The organism is Streptococcus sinensis, from assembly GCF_000767835.1.
Classification (GTDB): Bacteria; Bacillota; Bacilli; order Lactobacillales; family Streptococcaceae; genus Streptococcus; species Streptococcus sinensis.
This window is the reverse complement of record NZ_JPEN01000074.1, coordinates 1-20303: the sequence shown is the minus strand read 5'-3', so window position 1 is coordinate 20303 and position 20303 is coordinate 1. Positions and strand designations below refer to the sequence as shown.

Sequence of the window (20303 nt, the reverse complement as noted above, 5' to 3'; positions counted from 1 at the left end):
GGAGATTTTATGTTTTTTTCACCTGAACCTTTAAATCCTAAAAAAGATTTAGGGCGATTTTCAGCAGCCTGTTTTACTTACTCTATCGTGATGCTTGTGGTTATTTTTATATATACTTTCCTCTCAATTTTTTTGGTCCTCCCGCAACAGGATTTTGATTTAGCCAAGACAGAGGAAATTGTAACGAAATTTATGGAGTCGGATGGTGGAGCATATATTATTGCCTCTTGCCTAGGTATTTTAGTTTTTACAATTTTCCGAGGCAAGCAGTTGTTTACTCAAGATTTGCGCAAGAAAAATAAGAAAATGACTGCCAAAGTCTTCTTTTTCATGATTTGTTTTCTATTTTTTGCTCAATTATGTAGCGCCTTGACGACTCAATTCATGGAGAGTGTTTTATCACTCTTTGGTTTGGATCTTTCTGAGATTATATCACAGGATTTTAGTTCTCGAAGCGTCACCATGTTTATCTATTCAACGATAATGGCGCCGATTACGGAGGAAATTATTTTCCGAGGAGCAGGCTTGCGAGTTTTGGAAAAGGATGGGAAGGTATTTGCCATTATCATGACAGCACTTCTTTTTGGTCTCTTTCACGAAAATCTATATCAGCTTTATTTTGCCACCATTATTGGTCTGGGTTTCGGATATATCGCTTTTGAATATTCTATTTTCTGGGCGATTTTCTTCCATATCTTCAATAACTTGGTAATAGCAGAAGGGCTTGATTTCCTGACCAACTATATTCCAGAAAGCATTGTTAATATCGTCAATTATTTATTGATGGCTACAGGGTCTACGGTAGTATTGATTGTGCTTATTCTGAATTGGCCAAAGATTAAAGCTTATATCGATGAAAATAGACCTCAACCAGGGACATATAGGCAGGCCTTTAAGTCGGTCTGGTTCTGGGTATTTTCAAGTTTATGTATTCTCTCTGCCGTTTTACCAATCCTCATCATTTATATCAACTCTAGATAATGAATCAAATAGAAAAGAAGTCTGAGCAGGCTTCTTTTTTGTATTTTTAGATAAATGAATTATATTTTGAAAGAAAATGAAAGAAAATGCTTGACTTTGATTTTAAATCATGTATAATATAAGTGTAATCGATTGCAGAGGAGGTGTTCTATGCTGAAGTCAGAGAGAAAGCAGGTCATACTAGAAACTGTGACTAAAGAAAAATTTGTTTCTTTAGAGTATCTGGTGCAAGCTTTAAACACTTCAGAATCAACTGTTAGAAGAGATTTGGATGAGCTTGAAGGTGAGCGTAAGTTAAGACGTGTTCACGGTGGTGCGGAGAGTCTTCACTTCTTGCAAGAAGAAGAAAGCAATCAAGAAAAATCTATCAAAAACATTCAAGAAAAGACCAAGATTGCTCAAATAGCAGCAGATTTGATTCAGGAATACGATGTGATTTTTATTGATGCCGGCACGACCAATGAGCTTTTAGTCAATGAATTACATGATCCAAGCGTTACAGTGGTAACCAACTCTATCCACCATGCTACTAAGTTAGTTGAACGGAATATTCCCACTGTTATTATTGGCGGTGTCGTGAAACGCTCAACAGATGCCAGTATTGGCGGTGTTGCCTTGAATCAGATTGGTCAATTAAATTTTGATAAGGCTTTTATAGGGATGAATGGCATTGATAGTTCCTTTTACACGACTCCGGATATGGAAGAAGGAGCGGTTAAGCGGGCTATTTTGGAAAATGCTAAGAAAACCTATGTTTTGGCTGATGCTTCAAAGCTGGGGAAGACATCTTTTGTAAAAGTCGCTCCGATTTCGCGCGCAAGGCTTATTACGAATCAAATTGAATCTGAAGTGATTCAAAAGATTAAAGAAAAAACGGAGGTAATAGAAGCATGATTTATACAGTCACACTAAATCCTTCCATTGACTATATCGTCCGCTTGGACAAGGTCAATTTAGGCAGTGTCAACCGGATGGACAGTGATGATAAGTTTGCCGGCGGTAAGGGCATCAATGTCAGTCGTGTTCTCAAACGACTAGGAATTGAAAATACAGCAACGGGCTTTATTGGCGGCTTTACTGGGAAATTCATCACAGACAACTTGGTCAGCGAAGGGATTGCCAGCAATTTTGTCGAAGTGGATCAGGATACGCGTATTAATGTCAAAATTAAGGCGGATGCTGAAACAGAGATTAATGGACCCGGTCCAGAAATTTCCACTGAAAAGCTAGCTGAGCTCAAGGAAATCCTTTCTTCATTGTCTCCAGCTGATACGGTAGTCTTTGCCGGTAGCAGTCCTAAGAATCTAGGAAATGTTGTTTACAAGGAACTGATTGGTTTGACCCGAAAAACTGGCGCTCAAGTAGTCTGTGACTTTGAAGGACAAACCTTGCTGGATTCCTTAGAATTTGAGCCACTTTTGGTTAAACCAAACAATCACGAACTCGGCGATATTTTCGGCGTTAAGCTGGAAAACTTGGATCAGATTGAAAGCTACGCCCGTCAAATCTTAGACAAGGGTGCCCAATATGTCATTATTTCTATGGCGGGTGACGGTGCCCTGCTGGTGACTCAGGATGGTGCTTACTTTGCTAAGCCCATCAAGGGAAATGTGAAAAATTCTGTCGGGGCTGGAGATTCCATGGTGGCAGGCTTTACTGGAGAATTCGTCCGTTCAGGCGATGCAGTAGAGGCCTTCAAATGGGGTGTAGCCTGCGGAACAGCCACCACCTTCTCAGATGATTTAGCAACAGCTGATTATATCAAAGAAACTTATGAAAAAGTAGAGGTAGAAAAAAGATGAAAATTCAGGATTTACTGAGAAAAGATGTCATGTTGCTGGATTTGCAGGCAACTGAAAAGACAGCAGTTATCGAAGAGATGATTCAAAGTCTTGTCAAACATGGTTATGTGACAGATCTTGAAACTTTCAAGGAAGGAATTCTTGCGCGTGAAGCTCTGACTTCAACTGGTTTGGGCGATGGAATTGCTATGCCTCACAGCAAAAATGCTGCAGTAAAAGAAGCAACGGTCCTCTTTGCAAAGTCAAATAAAGGTGTAGATTATGAAAGTTTGGATGGCCAGCCGACGGATCTCTTCTTTATGATTGCTGCTCCAGAAGGTGCTAACGATACTCACTTGGCTGCCTTGGCTGAGTTGTCCCAATACCTGATGAAAGATGGTTTTGCTGAAAAATTGCGTAAGGTATCTTCGCCAGATGAAGTTATTGCTCTTTTTGACCAAGCGTCTGAAAAGGCAACTGAACCAGCAACTGTTGCTCCTGCAACTGAGGGAGGGGACTTCCTTGTAGCGGTTACAGCTTGTACAACAGGGATTGCCCATACTTATATGGCTCAAGAAGCTTTGCAGAAAGTTGCTGCTGAAATGGGCGTTGGCATTAAGGTTGAAACCAACGGTGCCAGCGGTGTCGGCAACAAATTGACAGCAGAAGACATCAAGAAAGCTAAAGCAGTTATCATCGCAGCAGACAAGGCTGTTGAAATGGATCGTTTTGACGGCAAGCCTTTAATCAATCGTCCAGTTGCAGATGGGATTCGCAAGACAGAAGAACTCATCAATCTGGCTCTGTCAGAGAATGCTGAAGTATACAAGGCTGCCAATGGTGGGGCTGTAGCAGCAAGCAGCAATGAAAAACTGAGCCTAGGCGGAGCCTTTTACAAGCATTTGATGAGTGGGGTATCACAAATGCTGCCATTCGTTATCGGGGGCGGTATCATGATTGCCATCGCCTTCTTGTTGGATCAAATTTTGGGTGTGCCACAAGACCAACTGTCCAACCTAGGAAGCTATCATGAAATTGCGGCTCAGTTTAAAGCAATTGGTGCAGCAGCCTTTGGTTTCATGTTGCCAGTCTTAGCTGGTTACATCGCTTATTCAATCGCTGAAAAGCCAGGTCTGGTTTCCGGTTTCGTAGCTGGAGCGATTGCTAGCAGCGGTGCATCATTTGGCGGTGTGGCCTATGCTGCGGGTGGTGAGAAGACACTCTCTTTAGCAGGTGTGTCATCTGGTTTCCTCGGAGCTTTAGTTGGCGGTTTCCTGGCTGGTGGTGTGATTTTAGTCCTTCGCAAGCTTCTTGCTGGTCTGCCTCGCTCACTTGAAGGTATTCGCTCAATCTTGCTCTTGCCACTTCTTGGTGTATTAGTGACTGGATTCCTGATGCTGGCAGTCAATATTCCAATGTCAGCTATCAACACAGCTCTCAATGATTTCCTTGCAAGTCTGAGCGGAAGTTCTGCTGTTCTTCTAGGTCTCTTGGTCGGCGGTATGATGGCAGTTGATATGGGGGGGCCAGTTAACAAAGCAGCCTATGTATTTGGTACAAGTACACTGGCAAGCACTGTTTCAACTGGTGGTTCACCTGTGATGGCAGCGGTTATGGCAGCAGGAATGGTTCCACCGCTTGCAGTATTCGTAGCAACTCTGCTTTTCAAAGATAAATTTACTGCCGAAGAATGTGATTCAGGTTTGACCAACATTGTCATGGGACTTTCCTTCATCACAGAAGGTGCGATTCCTTTTGGAGCTGCTGACCCAGCCCGCGCTATTCCAAGCTTTATTGTAGGATCAGCTCTTACAGGTGCGCTTGTCGGTCTATCTGGCATCAAACTTATGGCTCCTCACGGAGGAATCTTCGTAATCGGTTTGACCAACAACCCAATCCTTTACCTTGTGTATGTCTTGATTGGTGCAGTAGTCAGCGGTATTATCTTTGGATTCCTGCGCAAGCCATTGGAAAAATAATCTTTAGACTGAATGAAAATAGAATCTCAACCGAGATTCTATTTTTTGCATGATTCATACCCTCTGCTGAGAAGTATAGGTAGAAAGTCCCATAGAATTATGATATAATGTACTATCGTATATTTTTAGGAGAATAGTAATGAATTTACAACGTGAACAAGAATTTGTCAGCCAATATCATTTTGATGCGCGCAACTTTGAATGGGAAAAAGAAAATGGAACACCGGAAACAAAGGTTGATGTGAATTTTCAGCTAATTGAGCGGAATGAGGAAACTCAAACAACCTCTTTGATTGTCATTTTGACTTTCATGATTGTATTTGATAACTTTGTCATCAGCGGAACGATTTCACAGGCCAACCATATTCAGGGACGTTTGGTCCAAGAACCTAGCGAATTTGATCAAAATGAAGTGGAGGAATTGGCTCGTCCTTGTTTGACTATGCTCAATCGTCTGACCTATGAAGTGACGGAAATTGCTTTGGATTTGCCAGGTATTAATTTGGAGTTCTAATAATGAAATTAGCGGTTATAACGGATTCTTCTGCTTTTTTATCAGAGAATCTTCTGGGAAATGAAAATCTGTTTGTCTTAGATATTCCAGTGGTGATTGCTGGTGAAACTTATGTAGAAGGAAAAAATCTGAAAGCCAGTGAGTTCTATGAGAAAATGGCTGCCGCAGATGAATTGCCAAAGACTAGCCAGCCTAGTATTGCAGAGCTGGAGGAAACTTTGACTAGCCTTGCCAGTAAGGACTATACTCATGTGCTGGGTCTCTTTTTATCCAGTGGGATTTCCGGATTTTATCAAAACATCCAGTACCTCAAGGACGAATTTGATGGATTGGCAATCGCCTTTCCTGATTCAAAAATCACCAGTGCTCCGCTGGGGATCATGGTTGAAAATGCTTTGACTTGGGCCGCGGAAGGGCAGGATTTTCAAGAGATTTTGACTAAGATTCAGCGACAAATCGATGGGACCAGCGCTTTTATCATGGTTGACGATCTGAATCATCTGGTTAAGGGCGGTCGCTTGTCCAATGGTGCAGCTATTTTGGGTAATCTCTTGAGTATCAAGCCTATTCTGTATTTTAACGATGCGGGTGTCATCGAAGTCTTTGAAAAGATTCGGACGGAAAAGAAGGCGACCAAGAGGTTGCTTGAGGTAGTTGAGGAAAGAACTGGAACGGGTTCCTATCAAGTTATCGTGATTCATGGAAATGCTGAAGAGAAGGCGGAAAGCTTGCGCCAGCAGCTGATAGAGGCTGGTGTGGCAGATGATATTTCTCTTGCTACCTTTGGCAGTGTGATTGGAACTCACTTGGGCGAAGGAAGTGTCGCTTTGGCTTACATGCCGCTTGTGTAGAGTTTTTCAGGGCAGCTAGTCCAGAAATAGAGAGTAGAGGTTCTAGATGAGTATAAAAGTCATTATTGCTGGTTTTAAAGGGAAAATGGGTCAAGCAGCCTATAAGATGGTAACGGAAGACCCTGAGTTGACCTTGGTCGGTCTGCTGGATCCTTTTACAGCTGAAAAAGAAGTAGCGGGAGTTCCGGTTTTTAATGCCAAAGAGGAACTGACAGGTCTCCAAGCAGATGTCTGGATTGACTTTACGACTCCAAAAGTTGCTTATGAAAATACCCGCTTTGCTCTTGAAAATAGCTTTGCACCAGTAGTCGGGACGACTGGTTTCACGCATGATCAGATTGAAGAGCTGACAGAGCTATCTCGTCAAAAGGGGCTTGGAGGTTTGATTGCACCGAATTTTGCTCTGGGAGCAGTTTTGCTCATGCAGTTTGCAGCCCAAGCAGCCAAGTATTTCCCAGATGTAGAGATTATCGAACTGCATCATGACAATAAGAAAGATGCACCGAGCGGTACGGCTATTAAGACAGCTGAATTGATCAGTCACGTTCGGACGAGCAAGCAGCAGGGAGCAGCTGATGAGGAAGAATCCTTGGCTGGTGCCCGCGGGGCAATGTTTGACGGTATGCGGATTCACTCAGTGCGTTTGCCGGGCTTGGTCGCTCATCAGGAAGTTATCTTTGGTAGTCAAGGAGAAGGGCTGACTTTGCGGCATGACTCCTATGATCGGATTTCCTTTATGACTGGGGTAAATCTGGGTATCAAAGAGGTAGTGAAGCGCTCGGAATTGGTCTATGGATTGGAACATTTACTATGAGATTAGAGAAGATGCCTTCTGAGTTTCAGGAGGCTTTGCCAGTATTAGAGAAGATTAAAGAGGCTGGTTTTGAGGCTTATTTTGTCGGTGGTTCTGTACGAGACGCCCTCTTGAATCGACCGATTCACGATGTGGATATTGCCAGTTCGGCCTATCCTGAGGAAATCAAAACAATCTTTCATCGGACAGTTGATGTTGGTATTGAGCATGGAACGGTTCTGGTCTTGGAAGGCCAGGGAGAATACGAAATAACGACCTTTCGGACTGAGGATGTCTATGTGGACTACCGCAGGCCTAGTCAGGTCTCTTTTGTGCGCTCTTTGGAAGAGGACTTGAAGCGCAGGGACTTCACTATCAATGCTCTTGCTTTAGATCAGAATGGGGAGATTGTAGACCTCTTTAATGGTTTGGCAGATATGAAAAATCGCACTCTACGGGCAGTCGGAGTGGCTGCAGAGCGTTTCAATGAAGATGCTCTTCGCATCATGCGAGGCTTTCGTTTTCAGGCTGGTCTAGACTTTGATTTGGAAGAGTTGACTTTTCAAGCAATGGCTGATTGCGCGCCGCTTTTAGAGAAGATTTCGGTAGAGCGGATTTTTATCGAGTTTGACAAGCTGCTGATGTCTCCTTTCTGGCGGAAAGGTTTGGAGAGTCTGATCAAAGCTGCTGCCTACGACTTTCTTCCTGATATGAAAGATTCAGCAGAGGCTTTGCAGGAACTACTAGACAGTCTAGAAGAAGAGTTTCGATTTTCTAGTTCTGAGCAGGCTTGGGCTGCACTTTTATTGGCTTTGAGGGTGAAAGATGTTCGCAAGTTCTTGAAACATTGGAAAACCTCCAATGAATTTCAAAAGCGAGTAAATCAGCTAGTGGCTGTTTATGAGATTCGGCAGGAACGGAGCCTTTCTAAGCGTGATTGCTATCAATATGATTTGGATTTGATTCTGCAAGCTGAAAGTTTGAGACAGGCGGCAGGCTTGCCAGTTGAGTTTGAGGCTATTGAGGCGACACATGCTGCTCTGACCATTCATGATAAACATGAGATTGTGGTGACAGGCAGTCATTTGATTCGAGATTATGGCTTTAAACCCGGACCAGAATTGGGACAAATCCTGACTAAAATTGAATTGGCCATTGTCGACGGAGAATTGGCAAATAGCAAGGAAGAGATAATGAACTTTATTAAGGAGCAAGTTGGATGAGTGACTTTATCGTTGAAAAGCTGAGCAAGTCTGTAGGGGATAAGACAGTCTTTCAAGAGATTTCGTTTATCATTCACGACTTAGATCGGATTGGATTGATTGGAGTCAATGGAACAGGAAAAACCACCCTTCTGGATGTCTTATCTGGTAAATCAGGCTTTGATGGTGATGTCTATCCTTTTTCAGCAAAATCTGACTATAAAATCTCTTATTTGACTCAGGAACCGGACTTCGATGAAGAAAAGACAGTCTTGGATACTGTTTTGTCTAGTGATTTGCGAGAAATGCAGCTCATTCGAGAATACGAACTGCTCATGGCTGCTTATGATGAAGCTAAGCAAGCTCGTCTGGACAAGGTCATGGCAGAAATGGATTCGCTGCATGCTTGGGAAATTGAGAGTCAGGTAAAAACAGTCCTATCCAAGCTCGGTATCTCAGATTTGGCAGCAAAAATCAGCCAGCTTTCAGGTGGTTTACGTCGGCGGGTCCAGTTGGCGCAGGTTTTGCTTTCCGAAGCAGACTTGCTGCTGCTAGATGAGCCGACCAACCATCTGGACATTGATACGATTGAGTGGCTGACAAATTTCCTGAAAAACTCAAAGAAGACCGTCCTCTTTATCACCCACGACCGCTATTTTTTGGACAATATTTCCACGCGGATTTTTGAATTAGACGGCGGGAGCTTGATTGAGTATCAGGGCAATTATCAGGACTATGTCCGACTAAAGGCTGAGCAGGATGAGCGCGATGCTGCCCTGCTACACAAGAAACAGCAGCTATACAAGCAGGAGCTGTCTTGGATGCGCCGTCAGCCTCAGGCGCGAGCGACCAAGCAGCAGGCACGTATCAATCGTTTCCATGACCTCAAAAGTGATTTGTCTGGTCAGACCAATCAGACGGACTTAGAGATGAACTTTGAAACCAGTCGTATTGGAAAAAAGGTCATTGAGTTTAGAGATGTGGATTTTGCATACGGAGACAAACAGATTTTGTCGCATTTCAATCTCTTGCTGCAAAACAAAGATCGACTGGGCATCGTCGGAGATAATGGAGTGGGCAAGTCTACTCTGCTCAATCTAATTGCTGGTCAGTTGCAGCCTCAATCTGGTCAGGTTATAATCGGCGAGACAGTCCGAGTGGCCTACTTTTCTCAGCAGATTGAAGGGCTGGATGAGTCCAAGCGGGTCATCAATTACTTGCAAGAAGTAGCGGAAGAAGTTAAGACAGGGAGTGGCACAACCTCCATTGCTGAGCTCTTGGAGCAGTTTCTCTTTCCTCGCTCAAGTCACGGTACTTTGATTGAGAAGTTGTCTGGTGGAGAAAAGAAGCGGCTTTACCTGCTAAAGCTTTTACTAGAAAAGCCCAATGTCCTGCTTTTGGACGAGCCGACCAATGATTTGGATATCGCAACCTTGACGGTCTTAGAAAATTTCTTGCAGGGCTTTGCAGGGCCGGTAATTACAGTTAGCCACGATCGGTATTTCCTTGATAAGGTAGCTAGCAAGATTTTAGCTTTTGAGGATGGTCAGGTCAGAGAGTTTTTTGGAAACTACACGGACTATCTGGATGAGAAGGCTTTTAGACAGTTCAGCGTAGCTATTTCCCAAAAGAAAGAAAAGGAAAAGCCGGTCAAGGCGCGGGAGCAGAAGAAGCGGATGAGCTACTTTGAAAAGCAAGAGTGGGAGACCATCGAGGCGGATATCGAGGGGCTAGAGGCACGTATCGCCGCCATTGAGACGGAAATGGAGCAGAACGGATCGGACTTTACCAAGCTATCGGAACTTCAGAAGGAGCTGGATGACAAGAATGAGCAGCTTCTTGAAAAGTATGAGCGCTATGAGTATCTGAGTGAGTTGGAGTAGGACAGTTACATAGTACATGTGTTCGTTGATAAAAGTTTGTGAGGGAGAATGATGGAAATACAGATTTATAGCAAGCCTAGCCAGAAAATCAAGGATCAGCTTTTTGAGCTGGTTCAAAGCTGTCAGGCCACAGATGGGACCTACCGTCTCCCTTATCTGGATAACGCCTATAATTTTGATGCAGAAATGCCAGCCTTTTTTCTGGCAAATTTAGATCATCAAACGGTTGGTTTTTTATCAGTTTATGCGGATGAGCCGGGTCAAGCAGAGGTATCTGTCTATGTATTGCCCGACTATCGCAGACGAGGCATAGCGAGTGCTCTTTTGCAGGAATTTTCTAAAATTGCAGAGAAATACGATTTATCCCAAATCGAATACATCAGTGAAGTCAAGTTTTTAGCAGACCATCCGACCTTTGCTGAGAAATTTGACTATGATTTGAAAGAAACGGAAATTTGGCTGGAGCAGGCGGCGGGGACTTTCCCGGAAGAAGAAAAAGAAGGCGTGGAAGTTTTACTGGGCAAGAAAGAGATGGTTGCGGAGATTGCAGCGTTTCAATCGCAGATTTTTGAAATGCCGATGGAGACTGCGCTTCACTATGCCAGTCAAGTGCTGGAGAGTCCAGATAGCCTGCTCTATGTCCTGAAAAAAGATGGTCAAATCGTGGCGTCTTGCTCAGTTGATACAAGTTTTGGTAGCAATTATCTGTTTGCCTTAGCTGTGGAACAGACCTTTCAGGGACAGGGCTTAGGGAGTCACCTAGTCAGGTCTATCCTGAATGACCTTGCTAGCCGAAATGGACAAGTCTGTCAAATCGTCGTAGAAGCCCAGAATACAGGTGCCCTGAGGCTGTATGAAAGATTGGGCTTTAAACGAAAATCGGAAACGGTTTATTTAAAGAGAAAATAAAAAATTAACCTTCAGAGAAGAGCGACATGGAGGTCAGGAGATCTGTTTATGATAAAGAGAAAAGAGCCTTTCTTGGTTCAGGCTGGCTTGGTGCTGGGCTTATTGGCTTTGGGAAATTTAGTCGGTGATGTCAGTCAGTTCTTGCGTTATCTTTTGGCAAGTCTGGCATTCTTATTTTTCCTCCATCTAATGATGGGAATGCTGACGCACAGCAAGCAAGTCAAAGAGCAACTAGGTCAAGCGCTAGTGGCTTCAGTTTTCCCTACCTTTTTCATGCAGGGAATGGTGGCTTCGACTTATCTAGCGAGCTGGACTTTTTTGGGGAATTTTGCCCGAATTAGTGCGCAAGCGCTGTGGTGGCTCAGCTTTAGCGGGCTGGTTTTCTTGATGGTCTATTATATCCTGACCTTTGTCTTCCCTTTCAAGTGGGAGAACGTCTTTCCGGCTTGGACGGTCTTATTTGTCGGGATCGGTGTCGCTCCTCTGACAATTGCAGTTCCTCAACAGTTGGCTTTGGGGCAACTGGTCTTTTGGTATGGACTTTTAGCGACTATCTCGGTCTTGCCAATCGTCCTTTATAAGACTTATAAAATCGGCTTAGCAGAGAATGTTCGCCCGAATACAACAACGATTTGTGCGCCTATTTCCTTGATGACAGCGGCTTATGTGGCTACTTTTCCTCAGCCAAATCTTGTCTTGTTGAGTTTGCTCTTGATTTCAGGTCAATGCTTTTATGCCTTTATTTTGTGGCAACTTCCTCGTTTGCTCAATCGTCCTTTTTCAGCAGGTTTTTCTGCCTTTACCTTCCCTTTGGTCATTTCGGCTGTGGCTTTGAAGCAATCTTTAAACGTATTAGAATTAGGTTTAGCTGGGCAGATTCTGCTTGTTTTTGAAATTCTGATAGCTCTGCTTGTTGTCCTTTATGTTGCATTCTTATATCTAAAGGATATTTTTGGAAAGTAAAGATTTCTACGATTTTATGCTTTAATAGTAAGATTTGTAATAAGGGAAAAATGGGAGTTTCTCAAATTGCCTTATGTGATAGCCATTGTGAACAGTAGGATTTTGGGTGATAAATTGTGTAAAAAAGGAAAGGATAATGGCTGTTTCTGCGGTCATGAACTTTGAATCTTGTCCAGCCATCTCATCTATTGATAGGAAAAGAGTTTGGATCTCGTGCCCTGAAGCGGAAGCGCCAGCTATTTTTTAAAGAACTATGAAAAAATAGCAAGGTAGAAGCTTAGAACTGAACCGTTGCTTGGATAGAAGCTGTGTAGTAGAAGAGCACAAAAAATATATTTTGAAATAAACTCGACGGCTGTAGATGCAGTCGTTTTTATTTGGTGTCCTATCTCTCTTTGGCCAATATGCAATCTGCTAATGTGCTTGATTATGGTACAGGCGAAGTGAGTCTTGGCTAGTGATTTTTGAGCAATGATTGAACATTCGTTTGAAGTGAGGTGACATGGTGTGGTTCCACTTCAAACGAATATTTTTCTATCTTTATTCTAAGCAGAATCTAATTTTCTGCTGTAAAATAATTTGACAGTTCTTAAAATATTTGATATATTAAAATCAACATATTAACATAAAAAGAAAGGGATGGAAGGGTTTTACAGTATCCTGAAAAATTTAGGATAAATTGTAAACGCTTACTATCGGTGGTTGTCAAATGAATAGAGATTTATTTGATAAAAGATATAAGTTTGGAATTCGCAAGCTAACGTTAGGTGTTTGCTCTGTTATGATTGGAGCGGTCTTGTTTGGGGCCAATCAAGTATCTGCTGACGGTCTAGCAGAGACACCAACTAGCCCAGCAGGAGTAGTTGCGGTATCTCAACCAAGTGTGGCACCTCCTGCTACTGAAGTTACGGGAGAGGCAACATCTTCAGAGGTAAATGAGAAAGTAGAAAAAGAGGATAAGGCTCCTGAAGCAGAAGCTACTACTAAGCCAGTCTCTACAGAAAATGCAGCTACACCTGCGCCTGCATCGCCATCTACAGATACAGGTGCCTCCTCAGATACTTCTTCTGATACGGTTGCTGAGACAGAAGAAACGGTTGAAAGAGACTATTATTCCCGTTCTTTAAAGAATGTCAAACCTGTCTTGGAAAAAGAAGACATCACGATTAACAAAACAGATCACGCCAAAGAGGATCTATCCAGCGAGCTTGATAAAGTAAAAAAATTAAAGAATGCAACGGTTCATTTGGAGTTTAAGCCGGATGCAAATTCGCCAAAGTTTTATAGTGTATTCTCTGCTTCTAGCTCCTCTCATGTCAACGAATACTTTACTCTTGCGGTCAATAATGGAACAGCAGTTGTCGAAGGTCGTGATCGCAATGGGCAGCAATTCTATGAAAATTATAACAATGCTCCTTTGAAAATCACTGCGGGTCAATGGAACTCCATCACCTATACAGTAGAAAGACTGAATCCAGATTCGCCAGAGGGTCGCGTGCGTCTCTATGTCAATGGTGTCCTATCAAGAACCAGCTATCAGTCAGGGAAATTCTTGAGTGACATGCCAGACTTGACCAATATGCAGTTGGGCGCTACAGTACGTGGTAAGCAAAGCCATTGGCCAGGGACTTTTGCCGTTCGAAATCTAACTGTCTATGACCGTGCTCTTTCACCAGAGGAAGTAGCTCAGCGTAGCCAGATTTTCAAGCGGAAAGAACTTGAAGGACAGCTAGCTCCTGGTGCCTCCCTGAGTGAAAAGACAGATGTATTTGAGAGTGGAGCTGGCGGTCAGGCCAATAGTCAAGGAATTAAAAGTTATCGAATCCCAGCCTTGTTAAAGACTCAGAAAGGCACCTTGATTGCAGCCGCGGATCAGCGTCGCCTGCATGCGTCAGACTGGGGGGATATCGGAACGGTTATTCGTCGTAGTACAGATGGCGGTCAGACTTGGGGAGCAGAAAAGACGATTGTTAATTTGCGCAATAATCCCAAAGCAACGGATCCGAATCAGGGCTCTCCTGTAACCATTGATGTGGCTATGGTTCAGGATAAAGACGGAACCATTCACGCCATCTATGATATGTTTACAGAAGGGCGGGCTGTTTTTGACCTGCCTGCTAAAAACGAAGAAGCCTATACAACGATCGATGGCAAGGTTTATCAGATTCTTTATCACGAAAATGGCAAAAAATACACTATTCGCGAAAATGGAACAGTCTATGATGCAAATGGTGCAGCGACAACCTATCGTGTAGTGGTTAATCCACAGGAAAAGGACTATCGAGATAAAGGTGACCTTTATGATGGTGATCGCTTGATTGATAATATCTATTTCATGACGAAGAAAGATTCGCCTTTCCGTGTCGCTCGGACTAGCTATCTATGGACATCAGTGAGTAAGGATGATGGACTGACTTGGTCAGCTCCACGTGATATTACTCCTATGGTCAAGGAAAACTGGATGAAGTTCTATGGAGTTGGGCCTGGTACAGGTATTCGCCTCCATACAGGCCCGCACAAAGGACGCTTGGTTATTCCGACTTATTCGACTAACGAATCTTCCCATTTACATGGTTCTCAGTCTTCTCGTGTTATCTATTCAGACGATAATGGACAAACTTGGCATTCTGGGGTAGCAGTCAACGATGGTCGCAGAGTGAATAATGCAGAGATTCAATCCAGCACCATGAATCATCCATCTGCTCAAAATACGGAAGCAACCGTTGTACAATTAGCAAACGGTCAGCTGAAAATGTTCATGCGTGGTTTGACGCGAGACCTGCAAGTTGCAACCAGTGAAGATGGTGGTCTTACTTGGCTTCCTGAAGTAAAACGCTACAAAGATGTACCTGATGTCTATGTACAAATGTCAGCGATTAGCACAGTCAAAGATGGACAAGAATATGTGATTTTGGCGAATGCCAGCGGACCTGACAGAAATAATGGTCATGTTCGAGTTGCTAGGGTAGATAAAGCTGGCAATCTGACTTGGATCGCTCATCGGGAAATCAATAAAGGAAAATTTGCCTACAACTCTCTGCAACAAATCAATGATCAAGAGTTTGGCTTGCTTTATGAAGGAGCGGAAGGGAATAAAAATGACTATACTCTGTCCTTCAAGAAGTTTAACTGGGATTTCTTGCTGAAAAACAGTGTTTATCCGACAGAGGCTAAGGTAGTCAGCGCGAAAAACACAGAAGAAGGACTCGTTGCCCTGCGTTTTGATCACGAAGTGATTGTCAATGAAGTACCGGTATTTGAACTAGAAAACGGTAAAGAAGCTACCTTTGTCACTCAGGCGGACAGCAAGACACTCTTGTTCTACGCAGATGATGATTCGGCTGGTCAAAAGATTACTAAGCTGAAATCAGGCAGCATCGAAAGTATTCATAATCTAGCTGTTTCTGTAGTGGGAACGAGACTTCCGGCTGCAGGTTCGGCTCCAGAAGCAGTCACACCTTATATTGCACCGACACCGACGGTTCCAGATCCTGACTTAGTGGCAAGATTTGCAGCTAAGAAGACAGCTGAGTGGACTCCTGTAGGAACAACAGAGCAGCATGGAACAGTCACTACAGTTGAGAAGAACGGTGTCCGTTATAACCAGCTCTCTTCAAAATCTACTCATGATAACAATCAAAATCCAGCCCTCTTCCAGAAAGAAGGCTTGCAGGTGGATCAAGAAGGAAATGCCAGTGTCAACTTAACTTTTGTAGAAAATTCTGAAACAAACCATGGCCGCTTTGGTGTCTTTATGAAATTTAAAGATACGTCAAACAATGTCTTTGTCGGCTATGATAAAGAAGGCTGGTTCTGGGAATATAAAACGCCAGGCAATGGTAACAGCGCTTGGTATCGTCAGACTCGTGTACCAGCACCGAAAAAAGGTTCAACCAATAACTTAGTAGTAACCCTGAAGGCAGATGGCCAGCTCAATGCGACCAATAATGGCGAGCAACTCTTTAATACAGTGACTTTGCCAGCTGCAGTTAAGGAGAATCTCAAGAATGAGCGCAAGATTTTGGTCAAGGCTGGTACTTATCAGGGCACTGAACTGACTTCTGTTTTGATAAAGACAGATAACCAAGAAGGCATGACTCCAACTCAGCCGACAGGAGAAAAGGAAACAGGTCCTGCTGTAGATGACTCTAAAGTCACTTATGATAAGATTCACTCAGCAACGATGGAAGTGCTGATTGATAAGGCCTTCCCGCGTGTCAAGAGCTACACAGTCAACAAGCACACACTGACAGGTCAAGTCAAACAGCTGGATCAAGTCACCATCAACTCACATGCTCTCAAGCCGAAAGTGACTTATCGCAAGGTTGATGAGCAGACAGCTGAGTATGATTTGGTCTTGAAGGATCCAGAGCATTTGATTGATGCAGAAATGACCGTTCGCTTGAAAGTAGTGGACAACCAACTGCACTTTGATGTGACAAGAATCGTCAACCACAACCAAGTCGAAGCTGGTAAACCAATCGATGATGTTAGAAAATTGATTTCTTCTATCAACTTTGCGGACAACGCTTTGGTATCCGTCTCTAGTGAGCAAACTGGTGCTAAGTTTGATGGGGCGACCATGTCCAACAATACCCATGTCAGCGGAGATGACCATATCAATGTGACCAATCCGATGTCGGATTTGCGCAAGGGCTACATGTACGGATTTGTCTCAACAGACAAGCTGGCGGCTGGTGTATGGAGTAACTCTCAAAACAGCTTTGGCGGCGGTTCGAATGACTTTACACGCTTGACTGCCTACAAGCAAACAGTAGGTAAGGCCAACTATGTTGCGATTAAGAGCTCACCATGGCAATGGCAAAGAGAACATAAAGGAATTGTTTATCCAGATTATACTTTGGAATTGCCAAGTGCTAAGGTGGTCGTAACCGAAGATGCTAACAAGGACAACCAAGTGGATTGGCAGGATGCGGCTGTAGCTTATCGTCAAATCATGAACAACCCGCAAGGCTGGGAAAAGGTCAAAGACATCACCGCCTATCGGATTGCCATGAACTTTGGCTCTCAAGCACAAAATCCATTCCTGATGACTCTGGATGGTATTAAGAAAATCAATCTTCATACCGATGGACTGGGGCAAGGTGTCCTCTTGAAAGGCTATGGAAATGAAGGGCATGACTCTGGCCACTTGAACTATGCAGATATCGGTAAACGAATCGGTGGAGTTGAAGATTTCAAGACCTTGATTGCTAGGGCTAAGGAATACGGTGCTCACATCGGTATCCACGTCAACGCATCAGAAACCTATCCAGAATCTAAATACTTCAAAGAAGAAATTCTACGCAAGAATCCTGACGGTAGCTATAGCTATGGCTGGAACTGGCTGGATCAAGGTATCAATATTGATGCTGCCTATGACCTCGCTCATGGCCGTCTCAAACGCTGGCAAGATTTGAAAGAAAAACTTGGCGAAGGATTAGACTTTATCTATGTCGATGTCTGGGGTAATGGTCAGTCAGGCGATAATGGTGCTTGGGCAACTCACGTCTTGGCTAAAGAAATCAACCAACAAGGCTGGCGCTTCACCATTGAGTGGGGACATGGTGGTGAGTATGACTCTACCTTCCAGCACTGGGCAGCTGACTTGACTTATGGTGGCTATACTAACAAGGGGATTAACAGCAGCATCGTCCGCTTTATCCGCAATCACCAAAAAGATTCTTGGATTGGTGACTATCCGTCCTATGGCGGCGCAGCCAACTATCCGCTGCTTGGCGGTTACAGCATGAAGGACTTTGAGGGCTGGCAAGGACGGAGTGACTACAATGGCTACGTGACCAATCTCTTTGCTCATGATGTCATGACCAAGTATTTCCAACACTTCACTGTCACAACATGGAAGAATGGTAATCCGGTTACCATGAATGATAATGGCGGCAGCTACAAGTGGACACCAGAAATGGAAATCGGTCTGACAGACAAGGACAACAATCAAGTTACTATTCGCCGTAAATCAAACGATGTGGCAAATCCAGGCTACCGTGAGAGAACAGTCACTCTTAACGGGCGTGTAATTCAAGATGGCTCAGCTTATCTGGTGCCATGGAATTGGGATGCCAACGGTAATAAGCTAGAAAAAGCTCAAGAAAAGATGTATTATTACAATACAAAAGCAGGTCAGACAACTTGGACCCTGCCGAGTGATTGGAATGATAAGGTTTACCTCTATAAGCTGACCGACCAAGGTAAGGTTGAAGAGCAAGAGCTGACAGTGACCAATAATCAACTGACACTAGATTTGCTGGCTAACCAGCCATACGTTCTCTATCGTACAAGGCAGGTCAACAAGGAAATGTCTTGGAGCGAAGGAATGCATATCTATGACCAAGGCTTTAACAGTGGCAAGCTGGATCATTGGACAATTACAGGCGACAAATCTAAGGCTGAGATTGTCAAGTCACAGGGTGCCAATGATATGCTCCGTATTCAAAACAATACAAGTACTGTGACTCTGACTCAGAAATTAACGGGTCTCAAGCCAAATACCAAGTATGCTGCTTATGTCGGAGTGGATAATAGAAGTGATGCTAAGGCAAGTATTACGGTCCAATCAGGTGGCAAGACAATCACCAACTACACTCATAAGTCTATTGCTCAAAACTATGTAAAGGCCTATGCTCACAATACCAACCGCAGCAATGCGACAGTGGATAACACTAGCTATTTCCAAAATATGTATGTTTACTTCACGACTGGTGATGACGTGTCCAATGTGACCCTGACCCTGAGCCGTGAAGCAGGTGAAAAAGCAACTTACTTTGATGAAATTCGAGTCTTTGAGAATAATTCTACAATGTATGCCGGCGGTCATGATAACCAAAAAGGTGTCTTCAAACAAAACTTTGAAAATGTCGGTCAAGGAATCTTCCCATTTGTTATTGGTGGTGTCGAAGGTGTCGAGGACAATCGGACTCACTTATCAGAAAAGAATGCACCATATACACAACGTGGCTGGAATGGTAAGAAGATTGATGATGTTATCGAGGGCGACTGGTCACTCAAGACTAATGGTCTGGTTAGCCGTCAACGCATGGTTTACCAAACCATCCCACAAAACTTCCGCTTTGAAGCAGGCAAGACTTATCGAGTAACCTTTGATTATGAAGCTGGTTCTGATGGCACATATGCCTTTGTAAGCGGTAATGGTGAAGTGACTTGGAAGCAGGCAGGAAACCAATGGACCAGTGATTTGGGTAATGCACAAGTGCACGAACTTCCAAACACTTGGAAAGGTTCTCAAAAAGCTAAAAGAGCGACCTTCCTCGTTACGGGAGCACCAGATGGCAATACCTGGATTGGTATCTATTCTACTGCTAGAGGTGGCAATACAAATGGCGATGCAGGCGGAGATGCAAACTTCCGTGGCTACAATGACTTTGTAATGGATCGTCTGCAAATTGAAGAAGTCGAGCTGACAGGTAAGATGCTGATTGACGAAGCAGTGAATAACTATCTGCCACTAGTTGCCAGAACGAATTACACTGCGGAGTCCATGAATGCGCTGAAAGATGCGGTTTATAATCTGACTCAGCAGGATGATGACATCTCAGTTGATGCTGCTAGACAGGCAATCGCTGCAGTGGATCACCTCAAGGCTGCCTTGGTAGAGAAGAAGACTTCCCTCAAAGCAGCAGACTTTGAATCTCTGGAAGCTCCTGCACAGCCAGGAGAAGAGTTGGCTAAAGCCTTTGATGGTAACCGCTCTAGCCTATGGCATACACCGTGGTCAGGTGGTGGTGCTAATAAACCAGCTACCATGATCTTGAGAGAACCAACTGATCTGACAGGCTTGACTTATGTACCACGCTCTTCAGGCTCCAATGGTAATCTTAGAAATGTAACCTTGGTGGTAACGGACGAAGCAGGCCAAGAACACCGCTTCTCAGCCAATAATTGGCCAAATAATGCAGCAACTAAAACTATTGACTTTGGTCGGGTTATCAAGGCTAAGAAGATTGTCTTGACAGGTACTCAGACTTATGGCGATAGCGAAAATGAATACCAATCAGCAGCGGAACTAGTCTTTAATCTACCAACAACAAGCGAGGCTGCTCTGGACACAAGTGCTTATGATAAGGCTCTTGCGCGTGCTAAGACGTTGACAAGTCAGGCTAATCGTGAAGCAGTAGAAGAGTTCTTGCAGGTGGCTGCTTACGTAATAAATAACCACTTGTTAACTCCGACTCGCTTGGCAGAATTTACAACTTATCTCAATAGCTTAGAAGATACACCAGCTACACCGCCAGTTCACAAGACGACTCCAGACGAAGGTGTTAAGATTCCAGTAGTTGAACAGCCACGCTTGGATATTGTGACAGAAACTCTACCGTTTAATACTGTTGAACGTGAAAGTGCTCAACTGCCTAAGGGGACACGAAAAGTTGTCCAAGAAGGCAAGGCTGGCGAGAAGACAACGCTGGTTG

The 20303-nt window shown here is 43.8% G+C and carries 12 protein-coding genes; all 12 read left to right on the top strand.

All coding sequences use genetic code 11. The annotated features are described in order from the left end of the window. Positions 1-9 precede the first annotated feature (9 nt). Positions 10-981, top strand: a complete 972-nt coding sequence (locus tag SSIN_RS06555; RefSeq protein ID WP_037617110.1) for a CPBP family intramembrane glutamic endopeptidase — start codon at positions 10-12, stop codon at positions 979-981. Positions 982-1131: 150 nt separating this feature from the next. Continuing rightward, positions 1132-1875: a DeoR/GlpR family DNA-binding transcription regulator gene (locus SSIN_RS06550; protein WP_037617108.1), complete on the top strand. Its 744-nt coding sequence runs from the start codon at positions 1132-1134 to the stop codon at positions 1873-1875. Then, positions 1872-2783, top strand: coding sequence for a 1-phosphofructokinase (pfkB, locus tag SSIN_RS06545; RefSeq protein WP_037617106.1), 912 nt, complete (start codon positions 1872-1874; stop codon positions 2781-2783). The genes SSIN_RS06550 and pfkB overlap by 4 nt, the downstream gene beginning before the upstream one ends. After that, a complete protein-coding gene (locus tag SSIN_RS06540) occupies positions 2780-4741 on the top strand; it encodes a PTS fructose transporter subunit IIABC (RefSeq protein WP_037617104.1) in 1962 nt (653 codons plus the stop codon). Before pfkB ends, SSIN_RS06540 begins: the two co-directional genes overlap by 4 nt. Positions 4742-4880: 139 nt before the next feature. Then, a complete protein-coding gene (locus SSIN_RS06535) occupies positions 4881-5255 on the top strand; it encodes a DUF1149 family protein (RefSeq protein ID WP_037617102.1) in 375 nt (124 codons plus the stop codon). A 2-nt stretch (positions 5256-5257) separates the two neighbouring features. Beyond that, the gene (locus SSIN_RS06530) at positions 5258-6106 is read left to right on the top strand and encodes a DegV family protein (protein ID WP_037617099.1); all 849 of its coding nucleotides are present in this window, start codon (positions 5258-5260) and stop codon (positions 6104-6106) included. Between the two features lie 46 nt (positions 6107-6152). Then, positions 6153-6920 carry a 4-hydroxy-tetrahydrodipicolinate reductase gene (gene dapB / locus SSIN_RS06525; protein WP_037617097.1) on the top strand — a complete coding sequence of 256 codons (768 nt, stop codon included), beginning with the start codon at positions 6153-6155 and terminating at the stop codon, positions 6918-6920. Continuing rightward, positions 6917-8122: a CCA tRNA nucleotidyltransferase gene (locus tag SSIN_RS06520; protein ID WP_037617094.1), complete on the top strand. Its 1206-nt coding sequence runs from the start codon at positions 6917-6919 to the stop codon at positions 8120-8122. The genes dapB and SSIN_RS06520 overlap by 4 nt, the downstream gene beginning before the upstream one ends. Beyond that, complete coding sequence (locus tag SSIN_RS06515) at positions 8119-9984, top strand: ABC-F family ATP-binding cassette domain-containing protein (RefSeq protein ID WP_037617092.1); 1866 nt, start codon at positions 8119-8121, stop codon at positions 9982-9984. The genes SSIN_RS06520 and SSIN_RS06515 overlap by 4 nt, the downstream gene beginning before the upstream one ends. Before the next feature lie 51 nt (positions 9985-10035). After that, positions 10036-10893, top strand: a complete 858-nt coding sequence (locus SSIN_RS06510; RefSeq protein WP_037617090.1) for a GNAT family N-acetyltransferase — start codon at positions 10036-10038, stop codon at positions 10891-10893. Positions 10894-10941: 48 nt separating this feature from the next. Next, positions 10942-11856 (top strand): TDT family transporter, encoded by a 915-nt coding sequence (locus SSIN_RS06505; RefSeq protein WP_037617088.1) that lies wholly within the window; start codon positions 10942-10944, stop codon positions 11854-11856. 709 nt (positions 11857-12565) lie between these two features. Next, positions 12566-20303: SpGH101 family endo-alpha-N-acetylgalactosaminidase (locus tag SSIN_RS10295; RefSeq protein WP_156956301.1), on the top strand; the 7738-nt coding region annotated here is incomplete at its 3' end.